General features: G+C 52.7%; 13 protein-coding genes. 8 read left to right on the top strand and 5 right to left on the bottom strand.

Features of this window, described 5'->3' with window-relative positions; all coding sequences use genetic code 11:
- Window positions 1-266: 266 nt before the first annotated feature.
- Complete coding sequence (nifJ, locus tag N0B36_RS14695; protein WP_019076849.1) at window positions 267-3,791, bottom strand: pyruvate:ferredoxin (flavodoxin) oxidoreductase; 3,525 nt, start codon at window positions 3,789-3,791, stop codon at window positions 267-269.
- Window positions 3,792-4,065: 274 nt separating this feature from the next.
- Between nifJ and N0B36_RS14700 the strand changes: the two genes are divergently transcribed.
- Entirely contained in the window at window positions 4,066-4,332 is a 267-nt protein-coding gene (locus tag N0B36_RS14700) for a DUF333 domain-containing protein (RefSeq protein ID WP_003020360.1), read from the top strand.
- Between the two features lie 13 nt (window positions 4,333-4,345).
- Here N0B36_RS14700 and hslJ read toward each other — a convergent pair whose 3' ends face one another.
- Window positions 4,346-4,765, bottom strand: a complete 420-nt coding sequence (gene hslJ / locus N0B36_RS14705; RefSeq protein WP_016153186.1) for a heat shock protein HslJ — start codon at window positions 4,763-4,765, stop codon at window positions 4,346-4,348.
- Window positions 4,766-4,877: 112 nt separating this feature from the next.
- Window positions 4,878-5,867: a 2-hydroxyacid dehydrogenase gene (locus N0B36_RS14710; RefSeq protein WP_003833196.1), complete on the bottom strand. Its 990-nt coding sequence runs from the start codon at window positions 5,865-5,867 to the stop codon at window positions 4,878-4,880.
- 690 nt (window positions 5,868-6,557) lie between these two features.
- On the opposite strand from N0B36_RS14710, the gene N0B36_RS14715 reads away from it, so the two are divergent.
- The 4 genes from N0B36_RS14715 (at window position 6,558) to N0B36_RS14730 (ending at window position 10,029) form a co-directional block, all read left to right on the top strand.
- On the top strand, window positions 6,558-9,197 hold the full coding sequence (locus N0B36_RS14715; protein ID WP_259688555.1) for a YdbH family protein: 2,640 nt from the start codon (window positions 6,558-6,560) through the stop codon (window positions 9,195-9,197).
- Window positions 9,194-9,385: a YnbE family lipoprotein gene (locus N0B36_RS14720; RefSeq protein WP_016156612.1), complete on the top strand. Its 192-nt coding sequence runs from the start codon at window positions 9,194-9,196 to the stop codon at window positions 9,383-9,385. Before N0B36_RS14715 ends, N0B36_RS14720 begins: the two co-directional genes overlap by 4 nt.
- Before the next feature lie 7 nt (window positions 9,386-9,392).
- Entirely contained in the window at window positions 9,393-9,716 is a 324-nt protein-coding gene (locus N0B36_RS14725; protein WP_016156611.1) for a YdbL family protein, read from the top strand.
- A 127-nt stretch (window positions 9,717-9,843) separates the two neighbouring features.
- Window positions 9,844-10,029: a hypothetical protein gene (locus tag N0B36_RS14730; protein WP_016153181.1), complete on the top strand. Its 186-nt coding sequence runs from the start codon at window positions 9,844-9,846 to the stop codon at window positions 10,027-10,029.
- 43 nt (window positions 10,030-10,072) lie between these two features.
- On the opposite strand, the gene azoR is transcribed toward N0B36_RS14730, so the two are convergent.
- Window positions 10,073-10,678 carry an FMN-dependent NADH-azoreductase gene (gene azoR / locus N0B36_RS14735; RefSeq protein WP_006684422.1) on the bottom strand — a complete coding sequence of 202 codons (606 nt, stop codon included), beginning with the start codon at window positions 10,676-10,678 and terminating at the stop codon, window positions 10,073-10,075.
- A gap of 201 nt (window positions 10,679-10,879) precedes the next feature.
- Between azoR and hrpA the strand changes: the two genes are divergently transcribed.
- The 3 genes from hrpA (at window position 10,880) to aldA (ending at window position 17,298) form a co-directional block, all read left to right on the top strand.
- Window positions 10,880-14,782 (top strand): ATP-dependent RNA helicase HrpA, encoded by a 3,903-nt coding sequence (hrpA, locus tag N0B36_RS14740; RefSeq protein ID WP_155574238.1) that lies wholly within the window; start codon window positions 10,880-10,882, stop codon window positions 14,780-14,782.
- Window positions 14,783-14,861: 79 nt separating this feature from the next.
- Window positions 14,862-15,659 (top strand): YdcF family protein, encoded by a 798-nt coding sequence (locus tag N0B36_RS14745; protein WP_049282410.1) that lies wholly within the window; start codon window positions 14,862-14,864, stop codon window positions 15,657-15,659.
- Between the two features lie 199 nt (window positions 15,660-15,858).
- Window positions 15,859-17,298: an aldehyde dehydrogenase gene (gene aldA, locus N0B36_RS14750; RefSeq protein WP_016153178.1), complete on the top strand. Its 1,440-nt coding sequence runs from the start codon at window positions 15,859-15,861 to the stop codon at window positions 17,296-17,298.
- A gap of 40 nt (window positions 17,299-17,338) precedes the next feature.
- On the opposite strand, the gene N0B36_RS14755 is transcribed toward aldA, so the two are convergent.
- Window positions 17,339-18,265, bottom strand: coding sequence for an alpha/beta hydrolase (locus N0B36_RS14755; protein ID WP_049282409.1), 927 nt, complete (start codon window positions 18,263-18,265; stop codon window positions 17,339-17,341).
- Window positions 18,266-18,493: the final 228 nt, after the last annotated feature.

Consider the following 18,493-nt stretch of genomic DNA (forward strand, 5'->3'; position numbering starts at 1 on the left):
TACGCCTTAAGTAAAACCTTAAAGAAATAATTCTACGGAAATGATGATAATTGTGGTGAATGTATGGATGGTAAATATATAAAATAAAAATTATACAAGTGAAGTGTGTTGGGCTATTCTGCGCGTGTTATATGCCTTTATTGTCACGTTTTATTTTTCGTTGACGTATTGATAGCTATTATTAATTAGCCAGCGAATAAATTGACAAGCCCGAACAACTGTTCGGGCTTTTTTTTGGGTTCCAGGTTAATACTGAGATAAACGCATTACTCGGTACCGCTCTTTTCCGCTTTTCCAGCCAACTGCGCAAGGAAGTCGTAGCGTTTTTGCAGATCGGCTGCGGCGTCTTTCCAGAGCTGTTCTGCGACTTCTGGCTGTTGGGCATTCAGGCGACGGAAGCGCTGCTCGTTAAGCAATGTTTCGGCCAGGGCGTCTGACGGTGGCCGAGAGTCCAGCGCCAGCGGCAGCTTACCTTCATCTGCTCGACGCGGATCAAAGCGGTACAGCGGCCAGAACCCGGTTGCCGTGAGCTGACGCATCTGATCATGGCTTAGTGCGAGATCGTAACCATGCTCTTCACATGGGCTATAGGCGATAATCAGCGACGGACCTGGATAGGCCTCCGCTTCCTGGATAGCTTTCACCGTCTGGTTCAACTGCGCGCCCAGAGAGATTTGTGCAACATACACGTGCCCGTACATCATCATACTGACGCCAAGATCTTTGCGAGCTTTGCGCTTGCCATGTTCACCAAATTTAGTGACGGCCCCGAGCGGCGTAGCTTTCGACGCTTGTCCGCCTGTATTGGAGTAACACTGGGTATCCAGTACCAGAATATTGACGTTCTCGGTCAGGCTCAGGACGTGATCCAGGCCACCAAAACCAATATCGTAAGCCCAGCCATCACCGCCAATCAGCCAGATAGATTTCTCGACCAGCGCGTCGGCATCGGTTAACAACTGCTGTGCGCCTTCGACATCTTTCAGGTGCTGGCGCAGTGCTGCAACTTGCTCACGGCGCACCTCTGGCGTAGCTTCAGCGTGCAGGGCGTCATTCAGTTCAGCCGGAATGTTATCAGCAAACTGTTCCACTAAACGCATGACGCGTACACGGTGCTGATCCACCGTCAGGCGGAAGCCCAGCCCAAACTCGGCGTTATCCTCAAACAGGGAGTTTGCCCACGCAGGCCCGCGACCATTGGCGTCGGTGGTATAAGGCGTTGAGGGCAGGTTACCGCCATAAATTGATGAACAGCCGGTCGCATTGGCGATCAGCATGCGGTCGCCGTACAACTGCGTAAGCAATTTGATATACGGCGTTTCACCACAGCCAGAGCAGGCCCCAGAGTACTCAAACAGCGGTGTTATCAACTGCGAGGTACGAATATCAATGCGTTCCAGTTTAGTGCGATCGATTTCCGGCAGATTGAGGAAGTAGTCATAGTTAACTTTTTCTTCTTCCACGTGCTCAAGGCGCGACATCATATTGATGGCCTTGATCTCCGGGTTTTGGCGATCTTTCGCCGGGCATACTTCGACGCACAGATTACACCCGGTGCAATCCTCTGGCGCAACCTGCAGGACATATTTCTGACCGCGCATATCGCGTGATTTCACATCCAGAGAATGCAGGCTGGCAGGGGCATTTTCCATCGCTTCTGGTGAAACCACTTTGGCGCGGATAGCCGAGTGCGGGCAGGCGGCTACGCAGTGGTTGCACTGGGTACACAGCTCTTCTTTCCAGATGGGGATCTCTTCAGCGATATTGCGTTTTTCCCAACGCGTGGTGCCCATCGGCCAGGTGCCGTCTGGCGGCAGCGCTGAAACGGGGAGGGCATCGCCCAGACCGGCGAGCATTGCCGCGGTGACGGTTTTCACGAAATCAGGTGCGGCATCAGAAACCACCGGTGGGCGATTAGCGCTATGTGAGTCAACCGGCTGAAGCGCCACTTCGGCAACGGATTCACGCGCCAGGGCCAGCGCCTGCCAGTTACGTTCAACCAGATCCTGACCTTTACTGCTATAGCTTTTCGCAATCGCACCCTGCAATTCAGCCAGAGCGCTGTCGCCTGGTAAGATTTGCGTCAGATGGAAGAACGCCATCTGCATAACGGTGTTAATACGTGCAGCCAGACCACACTCGCGGGCGATTTTGGCCGCATTAATCACGTAGAAACGCGCTTTCTTCTGATTCAGAACAGCCTGAACTTCCTGCGGCAGACGTGTCCAGACTTCATCCACACTGTACGGGGTATTAAGCAGGAATATACCGCCAGGTTTCAGGCGCTCAGCCATCTGATACTTATCGATAAATTGCAACTGGTGACAACCAACAAAATCGGCTTGCGACACCAGATACGCTGAGCGAATAGGTTGTTCACTAACGCGCAGGTGAGAAACCGTCAGACCGCCTGCTTTTTTCGAGTCATAGACGAAATAACCCTGCGCATACCACGGCGTAGAGTTACCGATAATCTTGATGTTGTTTTTGGTGGCCGACACGCTACCGTCACTGCCCAGCCCGTAAAACAGTGCCTCGAGCTTCGCGGTACCGGGCAGGGTGTTTTCCGGTAACGGTAGCGACAAGTTGGTGACATCATCATAGATACCGACCGTAAAGCGAGATTTCGGCTTCGCGCTACTCAGCTCATTAAAGACCGCCATGACGCAGTCCGGGCCAAACTCTTTGGAAGAAAGGCCATAACGCCCGCCAATCACGCGCGGTAGCGTTTCTCGTTCGCCGCAGTTAAAGGCTTCCGCCAGCGCGGTCATTACATCCAGATACAACGGTTCAGCTTGCGCGCCGGGCTCTTTGGTGCGATCCAGGACGGCGATGCTCCGTACCGTTTCCGGCAGAGCGCGCAGTAAATGTCTGGCAGAGAATGGGCGGAACAGACGCACTTTCAGAACGCCAACTTTCTCGCCGCGCGCCAGCAGCTCTTCGACGACTTCTTCACTGGTTCCAATCGCCGAGCCCATCAAAATAATGACGCGTTCTGCCTGCGGATGACCGTAGTATTCAAATGGCTGGTACTGACGGCCCGTCGCAGCAGCGAAATCGTTCATCGCCTGTTCTACGTGATCGTAAACCGCGTTGTACCACGGGTTTGTTGCTTCGCGTGACTGGAAGTAGGTGTCCGGGTTCGCAGACGTACCGCGAATAACCGGATGCTCTGGGTTGAGCGCGCGCGCGCGATGAGCATCGATTTCTGCCTGCGGCATCAGCCCGAGGATTGTGTCATCGGCCAGCGGCACTATTTTATTAATTTCATGCGATGTGCGAAAACCATCAAAGAAATGAATAAACGGGACCCGGCTTTTCAGGGTGGCCATTTGCGAAATTAGCGCAAAGTCCTGAGCTTCCTGAACGCTGCTGGCGCACAGCATTGCGCATCCCGTTTGGCGCACCGCCATCACGTCGGAATGATCGCCAAAGATGGATAATGCGTGAGTGGCAATCGTACGCGCCGCAACGTGCAGCACAAACGGAGTCAACTGACCGGCCAGTTTGTACAGCGTCGGGATCATCAGCAACAGGCCCTGCGATGAAGTAAACGACGTAGAGAGCGCACCGGTCTGCAACGCGCCGTGAACGGTCGCTATCGCACCGCCTTCCGACTGCATTTCTACGACACGAGGGGTATCCCCCCACACGTTTTTAAGCCCGTTCCCGGCCCAGGCATCCGCCTGTTCCGCCATCGTCGAACTGGGCGTAATCGGGTAGATGGCGATAACCTCGCTGGTACGAAATGCGACCGAAGCAACCGCACCATTACCGTCAATTGTGATCATACTGACACCCTTACATTGCGCAAAAAAAGGGACACGCGTAACAGCGGCGAATCCTGTAGTTATCCTTTTAGTTTAGCAAAAGCGCTAAAGACAGATTTTCGCTTTTGTGTCCCTCGAATAAACAGAATGAATGGTTTGATCAAAGGAGCAGCCAAAAAATTGCCAGAAAATGTAAACAGTGCGCATAAATGCGCATATTGCCTCTCGACGGCGGTGTTTCCGCTGCCTATTATTTATGGCTGTGTCGTTTGGTTAATATTCAGAGGGGAGTAAGATGCGCGCAGCGTTTTGGGTAGGGTGTGCCGCGTTATTATTATCGGCTTGTAGTAGTGAACCTGTTCAGCAGGCAACCGCCGCGCATGTCGCACCGGGGATGAAGGCCGCAATGTCCAGTTCTGGAGAAGCTAATTGCGCCATGATTGGTGGTTCGCTCTCCGTTGCCCGTCAGCTTGATGGTTCAGCTATCGGAATGTGTGCGTTACCCAACGGCAAACGCTGTAGTGAGCAGTCGCTTGCCGCCGGAAGCTGTGGCAACTATTAAGCCACCGCGTTTCCTACATTAAATCCGCGAGTTTATACGTCAGCGTTTGTTCTGCTGTCGCCAGTGTTAACTGGTCAGCAGTCAGATCGACCTGTGCGCCTTGCTTAAACATGTCGCTGACGATCCCGTCGAGCGCGTTAAGCTGTGGATCGGCGCACATCATGCGGGTCATCGCCATATCTTTAACCTTCAACTCGCCGTCGGACAGTTTGCCCTGACCGTGGAATTGATTACACATCTTTCCCGATACCGTCATGTTTTCGCCAAAACTCAATTCGGGTGGGTTATTAGCGACGGTGACGGCTTTACCATTCACGCTCTGCAAAACGAAGCGGTGATGCTGCAACTGTTCGCGATTGACGGAAACTTTTCCATTGCTCACACAGCCAGCCATCAGCATGCTGAGCGCAATCAACGTGACAACTTTTTTCATTCAATTTCTCTACGTTTGTGACGGGAATACATTCAATATAATAATGATACTGAAGATTTTAGCATCGGTGATTATCTGAAAATGCCCCCCTGAATCCAGGGGAGCACAGGGATTAGAAGAGGGCGTTTGGACAGGTTTCGCCTTTGGAGATCTGTGCCAGATTCTGCAGCGTGGTCTCAGAAATGCTGGTCAATGCTTCGGCCGTCAGGAACGCCTGGTGACCGGTGAACAGCACGTTATGACAGGCCGACAGGCGGCGGAACACATCATCCTGAATCACGTCATTGGATTTATCTTCAAAGAACAGGTCGCGTTCGTTTTCATACACGTCCATACCCAGAGAACCAATTTTCTGGTTTTTCAGCGCATCGATAGCGGCTTGTGAATCGATCAATGCCCCGCGGCTGGTGTTAATAACCATCACGCCATTTTTCATTTGCTCAAAGGCTTCGTGATTGAGCAGGTGATAATTCTCCGGCGTTAACGGACAGTGCAGGGAGATGACATCGGACTCCGCGAACAGCGTTTTAAGATCGACATATTCAACGCCTAACTCCAGTGCGGCAGCGCTTGGGTAGGGATCAAACGCCAGCAGGCGCATCCCAAAACCTTTCAGGATCCGCAGTGCCGCAATCCCAATCTTACCGGTACCGATCACCCCAGCTGTTTTGCCATACATGGTAAAGCCGGTCAGCCCCTCAAGAGAGAAGTTGGCATCACGAGTACGCTGATAGGCGCGGTGAATACGGCGATTCAACGTCATCATCATGCCAATCGCATGTTCAGCGACGGCTTCCGGTGAATAGGCTGGCACACGGACGACCTGCAGGCCGAGCTCTTTTGCCGCGTCGAGATCGACGTTATTGAAGCCGGCGCAACGCAGCGCAATATATTTCACGCCATGCTTTTTCAGCTCTTCCAGAACCGGGCGGCTGCCATCGTCGTTGACAAAGATACAGACGGCTTCACAGCCATGGGCTGTTTTGGCTGTTTTCTCCGTCAGCAGAAAGTCAAAGAATTCAAGTTCAAAACCAAAAGCCTCGTTAACCTGCTGCAGATACTTCTTGTCGTACTGTTTTGTACTATAGATGGCGAGTTTCATAAGACTTTCTCCAGTGATTTTGACGTCACATTAATCCAATTCAAATTATTTTACAAAATCTAAAAAGTTATTGATAGTCATAGGCGTAATGAATAATTTCAGCGCATCTGTTGTTAGTGTGGGCAGGTTACTCAATTTCAACAACTGGATATTTTTCCGTCCAACTCAATACCCGTAATCGATGCAGGTAAAAAGCCAGCCGAATCACATCCAGACAGCTACGCTTATACAGGTAGCAAATATCGGGAGGGGTCATGTTAACTCACTCTGAAGCAAAGCGATGGGCCACCTTAATGCTTAAGGCGGCATTATGTGATGGTATGAAACCTGAGGAGATTTCCCGGCAGGTACATCTGGTCTGCGATCATCATGGTAGAGAGTGCCTCGAAGAGCTCATTGAGGAAATTCTGATAGAAGCTGGTCGTTTAGGACCTAAACATAGCGATGGAGAACTGAGGCCTCATTGAGTCTGAGTTTTTTATATTCCCGACGGCACGTGTAACAGCGTGCCATATAAAATAATGCGCTATCTTATTGAATTAATTATTATTTTATTAATTCCCGTTGATTAATAAATAGTGCATATACTTCATGGGAATTTATTCTTAATGTGGGCATATCCTGTTAAACATGCCACAATACTGGCCTAAACCGGCTTAAATTTTCGCTAAATCAGGATATTAACTACCCATGAAGGGTAAATATAAAGCCGCTCTGGCACTTCTCTTATTATTGATTCTCGTGCCGCTGACGTTGGTCATGACGCTTGGCCTATGGGTTCCTACGCTGGTGGGCGTCTGGTTACCTGTTGGCACGCGCATCGCGCTGGATGAGAGCCCACGGCTGACACGGCATGGGCTGCATATCCCGGAACTCCGCTATCTGGTCGATGATTGCCCACTAGCGCGCATTACTCAGGCCGATCTTTCCCATCCCAGCCGCTGGTTGCTCAATGTCGGGACTATTGAGCTGGATTCCGCTTGCCTGGCTAAATTACCGCAGACAGAAGCGTCTCCGGCAGCGCCCAAAACGCTGGCTGAATGGCAATCGATGCTGCCCAATACCTGGATTAACATCGACAAAGTTATTCTCTCCCCCTGGCAGGAGTGGCAGGGAAAACTGTCTCTCTCGCTAACGCCATCGACCCAGCAACTGCGCTACCAGGGTGAAAAAGTGAAATTCCAGGGGCGTCTGCACGGGCAAAATCTCACGGTAAATGAGCTGGATATAGCCGCGTTTGAAGGGCAACCGCCGGTAAAACTGGTCGGTGAATTTACCATGCCGCTGGTTCCTGATGGACTACCGGTGAGCGGTCATGCGGTTGCAACTTTGAGCTTGCCGCAGGAGCCCTCACTGGTGGACGCCGAACTGGAGTGGCAAGAAAACAGCGGACAACTGATCGTCATGACGCGGGATAATGCCGATCCGTTGCTCGATCTTCCGTGGGAAATAACCCGCCAGCAATTAACCATCAGCGACGGTCGCTGGAACTGGCCTTATCAGGGATTCCCGCTCAGCGGGCGGTTGGGCATGAAAGTTGAAAACTGGCAGGCCGGGCTGGAAAATGCGGTGGTGAGCGGGCGTCTGAACATACTGACCCAAGGCGATGCAGGTAAAGGAAACGCCGTATTAACGCTGGGGCCGGGTAAGCTGGGTGTGGATAGTAGCGATATGCCGTTACAGTTGATAGGCGAGGCGAAACAGGGTGACCTGATCTTCTACGCCAAATTACCCGCCAGACTCACCGGAAGCCTGAACGACCCGCAGCTGGCTTTCGAGCCAGGAGCGCTGCTGCGTTCGCGTGGACGGGTGATTGACTCGCTGGATATTGACGAAATTCGCTGGCCGCTGGCGGGCGTAAAAGTAACGCAGCGCGGCGTAGATGGCCGTCTGCAGGCTATATTGCGCGCGCATGAAAACCAGATGGGCGGTTTTGAATTGCATCTGGATGGTCTGGCAAATGATTTTCTCCCTGACGCGGGCCGCTGGCAGTGGCGGTACTGGGGCAAAGGCAGCTTTACGCCAATGCATGCGCGTTGGGACGTGGCGGGTAAGGGCGAATGGCATGACAACACCCTGAAGCTTTTTGATCTCTCCACCGGATTTGACCACCTGCAATACGGCACCATGAAGGTGGAAACCCCACGCCTGGTGATGGACGAGCCGATCGTCTGGGTACGGGATGCCAACAAGCCGACGTTTAGCGGCGCGCTGTCGCTGGACGCAGGGAACACCACCTTTACCGGGGGGAGCGTGTTACCGCCGTCAACCCTGAAGTTCAGCGTGGAAGGCACCGACCCGACGATTTTCCAGTTTAAAGGCCAGCTTCACGCGGGCGCGATAGGTCCAGTACAGGTAAATGGCCGTTGGGACGGGATCCGTCTGCGCGGACAGGCCTGGTGGCCAAAACAATCGCTCACCGTATTCCAACCGCTCATCCCACCAGACTGGAAAATGAAGCTACGTGAAGGTGAACTGTATGCGCAGGTTGCGTTTTCGGCTGCCCCGGAACAGGGCTTTGAAGCGGGCGGCCATGGGGTATTAAAAGGCGGTAGCGCCTGGATGCCCGATAACCAAATTAATGGCGTCGATTTTGTGTTGCCTTTCCGGTTTAGTGAAGGCGCATGGCAACTGGGTACGCGTGGACCTATTTCACTGCGTGTTGCGGAAGTGGTGAATCAGGTGACGGTGAAAAATATCGCCGCCGATCTACAGGGGGCGTATCCCTGGAGTGAAGACAATCCGTTACTGTTAAGCGATGTCAGCGCCGAACTGCTGGGGGGCAAAGTCATCATGCAACAACTGCGGATGCCGCAGCACGATCCGGCATTATTACGGGTGCAGAATATCTCTTCCAGCGAGCTTATCAGCGCGGTTAATCCCAAACAATTCGCCATGTCTGGCCCGGTCAGCGGTGCGTTGCCGTTATGGCTGGATAACGAAAAGTGGATCATTAAAGACGGCTGGCTGACCAACCCGGGGCCTATGACGCTGCGTATTGATAAAGACACGGCGGATGCCGTCGTCAAAGATAATATGGCAGCCGGTGCGGCCATTAACTGGCTGCGTTATATGGAAATAAGCCATTCCTGGACGAAAATAAATTTGGATAATCTCGGTGTCTTAACCATGCAGGCAACCGTAACTGGCAATAGCCGGGTGGATGGCAAAGTGGGGACGGTTAATTTGAATTACACCCATGAGGAAAACGTCTTTACGCTATGGCGTAGTTTGCGTTTTGGCGACAATTTACAGGCATGGCTTGAACAAAATGCAGCGCTGCCGGAATCCCATTGCCCGGAAGGCAAGGAATGTGAGGAACAACAATGAAAACGATAGCTGCCATGCTGGGTCTGCTGGCTTCATCTCTGCTGATCGGCTGCACACCCAGAATCGAAGTGGCTGCGCCTAAAGAGCCGATCACTATTAATATGAACGTCAAAATCGAGCATGAGATCCATATCAAAGTCGATAAAGACGTTGAGAGCTTATTAAAATCGCGCAGCGATTTGTTCTGAGGTCACGATGAAAAAACAGCTTGCAGTGATCCTGGTGGCATTGAGTTTATTCAGTGGCAATGGGTGGGCATTGACCTTGAATGAAGCCAGATCCCAGGGGCGGGTGGGCGAAACGCTTAATGGTTATCTGGTGGCATTGCAAACCGACGCCGAAACGCAGGCGCTGGTGAGTGAGATTAATAAAGCACGCAGCGCCAGCTATCAGCAACTGGCTGAGAGCAATAACATTCCTCCAGATGAAGTGGCGAAAATGGCCGGACAAAAGCTGGTCGCTCGGGCTAAACCAGGGGAGTACGTCCAGGGCATCAATGGTAAGTGGTTGAGAAAATAATAAATCTTCTCTGCACACAACCGGAGAGGCACGACGCTGACTTATTCATCGACATCGCAATAGTTGCCACACGGCATCAAACTGAGGCTGATATAGTTCAACACCGGTCGCGTTGCGGAGTTAAATCATGTGGCTTTTCAAGTGGTATGTCTGGAATCGTTGGATATTCAAGCTGTTAAGCCGGGATGTTGCCGAGCCAGAACAATTTTTGCTGCATTGCTGGGAAGAGAATCTGGCGAAGTGCAGAGATTATGCAACCATCTGGCGTGATATTAACCGCATTCACGGCAAACAGGTGCAGGTAAAGAAGTAAATGCTGGAGAAACCCTCCCACCGTATGGTGAGAGGGTGAATTATCAGGCAGCGACGACGCTGTCGATAGCGGCTTTCGCATCGGACTGCGCTTTGGACGCCACTTCCGGGCCGTACGCAATGCCTTCAGCAAAGACGACGTTCACGTCGGTGATGCCGATAAAGCCCAGGAATACGTTCAGATACGGCGTGATCAGGTCAGTCGGCGTATCTTTATGGATACCACCACGGCTGGTCAACACGACTGCGCGTTTACCCGTCACCAGACCTTCCGGACCTTTCTCGGTATAACGGAAAGTCACACCTGCACGGGCAATCAGATCGAAATAGTTTTTCAGCTGGGTTGGGATGTTGAAGTTATACATCGGCGCGGCGATAACAATCACATCATGCGCTTTCAGCTCAGCAATCAGCTCATCGGACAACGCCAGCGCTTCCTGCTGACGCGGTGTCAGCGGCGCATCGCTCGGGCGCAGCGCACCCACCAGTTCGCCATCCAGTACCGGAACAGGATTTGCAGCCAGGTCACGGACGGTGATTTCATCAGCGGAGTGCTTTTCACGCCACTGTTCAACAAAATAATCAGACAACTGACCAGACTGAGAGTACCCTGCCAGAATACTGGATTTAAGAACTAATACCTTGCTCATGGGTGTTTCCTTTTATGTGTTTGAAGGGGGAGTGCCCCGTTGCTTGTTGACACTTTATTCACAATCCTGTCGCAGTGATAGCGCAATATATCGAATCCTATGTTCGAAATTATTGAACAACACATGAAAAGCGCTGATGTGGTACTCTATACCTATCATCTAAAAGAGATTTAACCCGGCAGAGCACTGCCTTTTAACGCTATGACAGAACAACAAAAATTAACCTTCAACATGTTGCAGCAACAGCTGGATTCACTGATGCTGCGTGACAGACAGCGTTTTGCCCGCCGCCTGCAGGGCGTGAAGAAGGTTAAAAATCCTGATGCACAACAGGCCATTTACCAGGAGATGGCAAAAGAGATTGATCAGGCTGCAGGTAAAGTTGTGCTGCGTGAAGCCGCGCGTCCGGTCATCAGCTACCCGGAAAACCTGCCCGTCAGTCAGAAAAAACAGGATATTCTGGAAGCGATCCGCGATAACCAGGTGGTGATTGTCGCCGGGGAAACGGGGTCAGGGAAAACCACTCAGTTACCCAAAATCTGTATGGAGCTCGGGCGCGGGGTAAAAGGGCTGATCGGCCATACCCAGCCGCGTCGTCTGGCGGCGCGTACCGTGGCGAACCGTATTGCAGAAGAGCTGCAAACCGAGCCGGGCGGTTGTATCGGTTATAAAGTCCGTTTTAGCGATCATGTCAGCGACAACACCATGGTTAAGCTGATGACGGACGGTATCTTGCTGGCGGAAATCCAGCAGGATCGGCTGCTGATGCAGTACGACACCATCATCATCGATGAAGCGCATGAGCGCAGCCTGAATATCGATTTTCTGCTCGGCTATCTGAAAGAGCTTCTGCCGCGCCGTCCGGATCTAAAAATTATCATCACTTCGGCGACCATCGATCCGGAGCGTTTTTCAAAGCATTTCAATAATGCACCGATTATCGAAGTCTCTGGTCGAACCTATCCGGTGGAAGTTCGCTATCGTCCAATTGTTGAAGACGCAGATGACACCGAGCGTGACCAATTGCAGGCAATTTTTGATGCCGTAGATGAGTTAGGCCGTGAAAGTCAGGGCGACATTTTGATCTTCATGAGCGGCGAGCGCGAAATCCGCGATACCGCCGATGCGCTGAATAAGCTGGATTTGCGCCATACCGAAGTGCTACCGCTGTATGCGCGTCTTTCCAACAGCGAGCAGAACCGTGTGTTCCAGTCGCACAGCGGTCGCCGTATCGTGCTGGCGACCAACGTGGCGGAAACCTCGCTGACCGTTCCGGGGATCAAGTATGTGATTGATCCGGGTACTGCGCGTATCAGCCGTTACAGTTACCGCACCAAAGTTCAGCGCTTGCCGATTGAACCGGTGTCGCAGGCCTCTGCCAACCAGCGTAAAGGCCGTTGCGGTCGTGTTTCGGAGGGGATCTGTATTCGTCTGTATTCCGAAGACGATTTCCTGTCGCGCCCGGAGTTTACCGACCCGGAGATCCTGCGTACCAACCTGGCGTCCGTTATTTTGCAGATGACCGCCTTGGGGCTGGGCGATATCGCGGCGTTTCCGTTTGTTGAAGCGCCGGATAAACGTAACATTCAGGACGGTGTACGCCTGCTCGAAGAACTGGGGGCGATAACCACCGACGAACAGGCAACCGCTTACAAACTGACGCCATTGGGTCGTCAGCTCTCGCAACTGCCGGTGGATCCACGCCTGGCGCGCATGGTGCTGGAAGCGCAAAAACATGGCTGCGTACGTGAGGCGATGATTATCACCTCGGCGCTGTCTATTCAGGATCCGCGCGAGCGCCCGATGGACAAGCAGCAGGCCTCCGACGAGAAGCATCGCCGTTTCCACGACAAAGAGTCTGATTTCCTCGCATTTGTGAATCTGTGGAACTATCTCGGCGAGCAGCAGAAAGCGCTGTCGTCAAACCAGTTCCGTCGTCAGTGCAAACTTGATTTTCTGAACTACCTGCGCGTGCGTGAATGGCAGGATATCTACACGCAACTGCGCCAGGTGGTGAAAGAGTTGGGGATTCCTGTTAACAGCGAACCCGCTGAATACAGAGAGATCCACGTCGCGTTGCTGACCGGTTTACTGTCACATATCGGGATGAAAGATGCCGATAAACAGGAATTTACCGGGGCGCGTAACGCTCGCTTCTCGATCTTCCCAGGCTCTGGTCTATTTAAAAAACCGCCGAAGTGGACGATGGTAGCGGAGCTGGTGGAAACCAGCCGCCTGTGGGGACGTATTGCTGCACGCATCGATCCTGAGTGGGTCGAACCGGTTGCCCAGCATCTGATCAAACGTTCATACAGTGAACCGCACTGGGAACGTGCGCAGGGCGCGGTGATGGCAACAGAAAAGGTTACCGTCTACGGTTTACCGATTGTTGCAGCCCGTAAGGTGAACTACAGCCAGATCGATCCCGCGTTGTCGCGTGAACTGTTCATCCGCCATGCGCTGGTGGAAGGCGACTGGCAAACGCGCCATGCGTTTTTCCGTGACAATTTGAAGTTACGCGCTGAGGTGGAAGAGTTAGAGCACAAATCGCGCCGTCGCGACATTCTGGTTGATGATGAGACGCTATTTGAGTTTTACGACCAACGCATTAGCCATGATGTGGTCTCCGCGCGTCACTTTGACAGCTGGTGGAAAAAGATCAGCCGTGAAACGCCGGATCTGCTCAACTTTGAAAAGAGCATGCTCATCAAAGAGGGCGCGGAAAAAATCAGTAAGCTGGATTACCCGAACTTCTGGCATCAGGGCAATCTCAAACTACGGTTAAGTTACCAGTTCGAACCCGGAGCCGATGCGGACGGTGTGACCGTACATATTCCGCTCCCGCTGCTCAATCAGATCGAAGAGAGCGGTTTTGAATGGCAAATTCCGGGGCTGCGCCGTGAACTGGTTATCGCCCTGATTAAGTCTCTGCCGAAACCGGTACGACGCAACTTTGTGCCCGCGCCAAACTATGCGGAAGCGTTTTTAGGCCGCGTCACGCCGCTGGAACTGCCGCTGCTGGACTCGCTGGAGCGTGAACTGCGCCGCATGACCGGCGTGACCGTTGACCGTGAAGACTGGCATTGGGATCAGGTGCCCGATCACCTAAAAATCACCTTCCGGGTAGTGGATGATAAGAACAAAAAGCTGCAGGAAGGACGTTCGCTGCAGGATCTGAAAGACGCACTGAAGGGTAAAGTTCAGGAAACATTGTCTGCGGTGGCGGATGACGGTATCGAACAGAGCGGGTTGCACATCTGGAGCTTCGGTCAGCTTCCGGAGAGTTACGAGCAAAAACGCGGTAACTATAAGGTAAAAGCCTGGCCAGCGCTGGTGGATGAGCGTGACAGCGTTGCCATCAAACTGTTTGATAACCCGCTGGAGCAACAGCAGGCGATGTGGTGCGGTTTACGCCGCCTGTTGTTGCTGAATATTCCTTCACCAATCAAATATTTGCATGAGAAACTGCCCAACAAAGCCAAGCTGGGGCTGTATTTTAACCCGTACGGTAAAGTGCTGGATTTGATTGACGACTGTATATCCTGTGGTGTGGATCAACTGATCGACGCCAACGGTGGTCCGGTGTGGACCGAAGAAGGCTTTGCGGCGCTGCATGAAAAAGTGCGGGCTGAACTGAACGATACGGTGGTGGATATTGCTAAGCAGGTCGAACAAATTCTGACCGCGGTGTTTAATATCAACAAACGTCTGAAAGGACGCGTGGATATGACCATGGCGCTGGGGCTTGCGGATATCAAATCGCAGATGGGCGGGCTGGTGTACCGTGGATTTGTTACCGGCAATGGTTTCAAGCGTCTGGGCGATACGCTGCGTTATTTGCAGGCTATCGAAAAGCGTCTGGAAAAACTGGCTATCGACCCGCATCGTGACCGTGCGCAGATGCTGAAAGTGGATAGCGTGCAGCAGGCCTGGCAGCAGTGGTTCAATAAACTGCCTCCCGCGCGCCGTGAAGATGACGATGTCAAAGAGATCCGCTGGATGATAGAAGAGCTGCGCGTCAGCTATTTTGCCCAGCAGCTTGGTACGCCGTATCCGATTTCCGATAAACGTATTTTGCAGGCGATGGAGCAGATTTCGGGATAAATCGGTACCAGACAGCATACCGGGTAAGGTGACGTCACCGCCCGGTATGCAACCCGATAAAGTATTAAGATCAGGAGTCATGAGTATGAGCCAGTTTCCGACACTTTCCGCAACCACGCTTGCGGCGATCAATACCGTAGGGCGATGGTTGGCGCAGAATGATTTTACGGGGAATATCACCGTTCAGTCAGATTGCGTGATTCTGGCAGGGAACGCGGTTATTCCGACCATCGACGCCGCCTGCCGGATCGCGAAAGAGCAACAGGTTCCCTTGTTGATTAGCGGTGGCATCGGTCACTCCACACGATTTCTGTATGACGCGATTGCAGAGCATCCTCGTTACAACATCATTCGTACCACCGGGCGCGCGGAAGCGGCGATCCTTGCCGATATCGCACATCAGTTCTGGCAAATCCCGGGGGAGAAGATTTGGGTGGAAGACCAGTCAACAAACTGCGGTGAGAATGCCCGTTTTAGCTGTGCATTATTGAATCAGGCGACGGAAAGTATTCATACCGTCATTGTGGTACAGGATCCCACTATGCAACGTCGCACGATGGCAACCTTTCAGCGCGTAACCCGCGATGAGCCGCATGCGCCGCGCTGGTTGAGTTTCCCTGGATTCATCCCTGAGCTGACCCAACAGCAAGACGGCGTGGATTTTGTGCCAGCAGCAGAAGGTTTGTGGTCAGTGGATCGCTATCTGTCTCTCATAACCGGTGAGCTTCCTCGCCTGCGTGATGATGCCACCGGTTATGGGCCGTGCGGCCGCGATTTTATCGCCCATGTTGATATTCCTCAGAACGTTGAGCAAGCCTGGCAGCAGTTGCAAAATGACATCGTGCTGACTGACTTACTGGAGAGCCGCTCTCTGTAATTCCTGTTGCCCGTTTGTCGGCGTTTTGCGGCAAACGGGCAAAAATCACACCTGTTTTTTCCCTTCATCATCACTTTGCCAGACGCTTTTATGAAGCCGCTCACAGAACAGCCACTCCAGCCATAATACGACCTGCATGATTGATATTAATTAACAATAGTTTTACTTGTTAAGAACAAATCAATCACAGGAGAGCCGCATGTCAGTACCCGTACAACATCCTATGTATATCGATGGGCAGTTTGTGACCTGGCACGATGATGCCTGGATTGATGTCGTCAATCCTGCCACGGAAGAGGTGATCTCGCGTATTCCCGATGGACGTGCCGAGGATGCGTGTAAAGCGATCGATGCTGCACAGCGCGCTCAGCCGCAATGGGAAGCGCTGCCCGCCATTGAACGGGCGAACTGGTTACGCAAAATTTCTGCGGGTATCCGTCAGCGAGCCAGTGAAATCAGTGCGCTGATTGTGGCGGAGGGTGGAAAAATACAGCAACTGGCTGAGGTCGAAGTCTCGTTTACCGCCGACTATATCGATTATATGGCGGAGTGGGCGCGTCGCTATGAAGGCGAGATCCTGCAAAGCGATCGTCCGGGCGAGAATATTCTGCTGTTTAAGCGCGCTTTGGGCGTGACTACGGGCATTCTGCCGTGGAACTTTCCATTTTTCCTGATTGCCCGCAAACTGGCTCCCGCACTGTTGACGGGTAATACCATTGTCATTAAGCCGAGTGAATTTACACCGAATAACGCCATCGCCTTTGCCAAAATTGTTGATGATATTGGCTTGCCGCGCGGCGTATTTAATCTGGTACTGGGACGTGGTGAAACGGTCGGTCAGGCGCTGGCCGCAAACCCGAAGGTGGCCATGGTGAGCATGACCGGTAGCGTCGGGGCGGGTGAGAAAATTATGGCTGCGGCGGCTAAAAATATCACCAAAGTTTGTCTGGAGTTGGGCGGCAAGGCCCCGGCTATCGTGATGGATGATGCCGATCTTGAACTGGCCGTAAAGGCAATTGTTGACTCGCGGGTGATCAACACCGGACAGGTATGCAACTGTGCCGAGCGCGTGTACGTTCAGAAAGGTATTTATGACCAATTCGTCAATCGTCTGGGCGAGGCGATGAAAGCCGTGCAGTTTGGCAATCCGGCTGAGCGTAATGATATTGCGATGGGGCCGCTGATTAACGCCGCTGCGCTGGAGCGTGTAGAGCAGAAAGTTGCACGAGCGGTGCAGGAAGGCGCCAGAGTGGTGCTGGGCGGTAAGGCCGTTTCCGGCAAAGGGTATTACTATCCACCGACGTTACTGTTAGACGTGCGCCAGGAGATGGCGATTATGCACGAGGAGACGTTTGGTCCAGTGCTGCCGGTAGTAGCGTTTGATACGCTGGAACAGGCGCTGACGATGGCCAATGACAGCGATTACGGTCTGACCTCATCGATCTATACGCAGAATCTGAATACGGCGATGAAGGCGATCAAAGGGCTGAAGTTTGGCGAAACCTATATTAATCGTGAAAACTTCGAGGCGATGCAGGGCTTTCATGCTGGCTGGCGCAAGTCCGGGATTGGCGGGGCTGACGGTAAACACGGTCTGAACGAATATCTGCAAACGCAGGTGGTGTATCTGCAGTCCTAAGTTTTCGCCGGGTGAGCCTGTATGCCACCCGGCGCAATTCTCACACTTTGCTGGCGATCCAGTTCATCATCAATTCCGGCCAGATGGCCAGCGGCAATCCCTGCGCATCGCGAATACCAAATCCGTGCTTACCGCGTTCAAACAGATGCATTTCGACCGAAACCCCTGGCCTACGTAGCGCATTAAAGAAGACCAGGCTGTTTTCCACCTTCACCGCCGGATCGTCAATGGCGTGTAGCAAGAACGTCGGCGGCGTTGTGTTATCCACTCGCTCTTCAAGAGAATAGCGCTGCAGGTCTTCCTTTTCGGGCGTTGCGCCAACCAGCTCAAGGCGAGAGCCTGGGTGACCGATATCTTCGCGCAGGGTGATCACCGGGTACACCAGCGCCATAAAAGCAGGGCGCGCAGATTGTTCGTCTATGCTATCAATCGGCGTATAAACCGATTCGTCAAACCGGGTTCCCAGACTGGCGGCCACGTGTCCCCCGGAGGAGAAGCCCAACACGCCGATACGGTCAGGGTTGATTTTCCATTCATGAGCGTTGGCGCGAATGTAGCGCATGGCGCGTTGGGCATCGGCCAGCGGCGCATTTGCGCCTTCCTCGTGACCATCGCCCGGCATGCGGTAGGTCATCACAAACAGGGTATAACCGTGAGCGTTAAAGAACGGTGCCAGTGCGCTGCCTTCTTTATCCATCACCACGCGACGATAAGAGCCGCCAGGGGTAACAAGGATCCCTGTGCCGTTAGGTTTTGCAGGGGCGTAAACGGTAATTTCTGGTGCACGAATGCCGGTTACCGCACGATCATAAGCAGACGTTCCGGTATGCCGGGGTTCAGGCGTGAATACCGCATCGCTGTTTTTTGCTCCGGGGGCTTCACCCTGCGGCCAGCATGAGAAGGTGGCCGCGTGGGCAACGGCTTGCTCCATCATGTTTTCTAACGCTTCACGACTCAGTGCTTCCATTACTATGCTCCCTCATTGGCAAAGGTTAGCTATAACATAGTTAATGAATTGAAAACGGGGAGAGACTCACGACGTATTGAATTCGCGGGAAATGAAAGACGGTGGAGGCGAATCTCCGCCGGAAGGCGAGAGCTTGATAAATTTATCCCGCGTACGAATAAGCCGGGTGAGCAAAAGTTAATGAATTTTTAACAAAAGCCCGTTATGGTGACGCATTATTATTTTTAT

The sequence above is a fragment of the Citrobacter sp. XY323 genome, from assembly GCF_025106035.1.
Taxonomy (GTDB): domain Bacteria; phylum Pseudomonadota; class Gammaproteobacteria; order Enterobacterales; family Enterobacteriaceae; genus Citrobacter; species Citrobacter braakii.

Coding starts and splice junctions, on each gene's coding strand:
- hslJ (WP_016153186.1), bottom strand. CDS start 4,765: ATGAAAAAAGTTGTCACGTTGATTGCGCTCAGCATGCTGATGGCTGGC.
- N0B36_RS14745 (WP_049282410.1), top strand. CDS start 14,862: ATGAGTATGAGCCAGTTTCCGACACTTTCCGCAACCACGCTTGCGGCG.
- N0B36_RS14710 (WP_003833196.1), bottom strand. CDS start 5,867: ATGAAACTCGCCATCTATAGTACAAAACAGTACGACAAGAAGTATCTG.
- hrpA (WP_155574238.1), top strand. CDS start 10,880: ATGACAGAACAACAAAAATTAACCTTCAACATGTTGCAGCAACAGCTG.
- aldA (WP_016153178.1), top strand. CDS start 15,859: ATGTCAGTACCCGTACAACATCCTATGTATATCGATGGGCAGTTTGTG.
- N0B36_RS14715 (WP_259688555.1), top strand. CDS start 6,558: ATGAAGGGTAAATATAAAGCCGCTCTGGCACTTCTCTTATTATTGATT.
- N0B36_RS14755 (WP_049282409.1), bottom strand. CDS start 18,265: ATGGAAGCACTGAGTCGTGAAGCGTTAGAAAACATGATGGAGCAAGCC.
- N0B36_RS14700 (WP_003020360.1), top strand. CDS start 4,066: ATGCGCGCAGCGTTTTGGGTAGGGTGTGCCGCGTTATTATTATCGGCT.
- N0B36_RS14725 (WP_016156611.1), top strand. CDS start 9,393: ATGAAAAAACAGCTTGCAGTGATCCTGGTGGCATTGAGTTTATTCAGT.
- N0B36_RS14720 (WP_016156612.1), top strand. CDS start 9,194: ATGAAAACGATAGCTGCCATGCTGGGTCTGCTGGCTTCATCTCTGCTG.
- azoR (WP_006684422.1), bottom strand. CDS start 10,678: ATGAGCAAGGTATTAGTTCTTAAATCCAGTATTCTGGCAGGGTACTCT.
- N0B36_RS14730 (WP_016153181.1), top strand. CDS start 9,844: ATGTGGCTTTTCAAGTGGTATGTCTGGAATCGTTGGATATTCAAGCTG.
- nifJ (WP_019076849.1), bottom strand. CDS start 3,791: ATGATCACAATTGACGGTAATGGTGCGGTTGCTTCGGTCGCATTTCGT.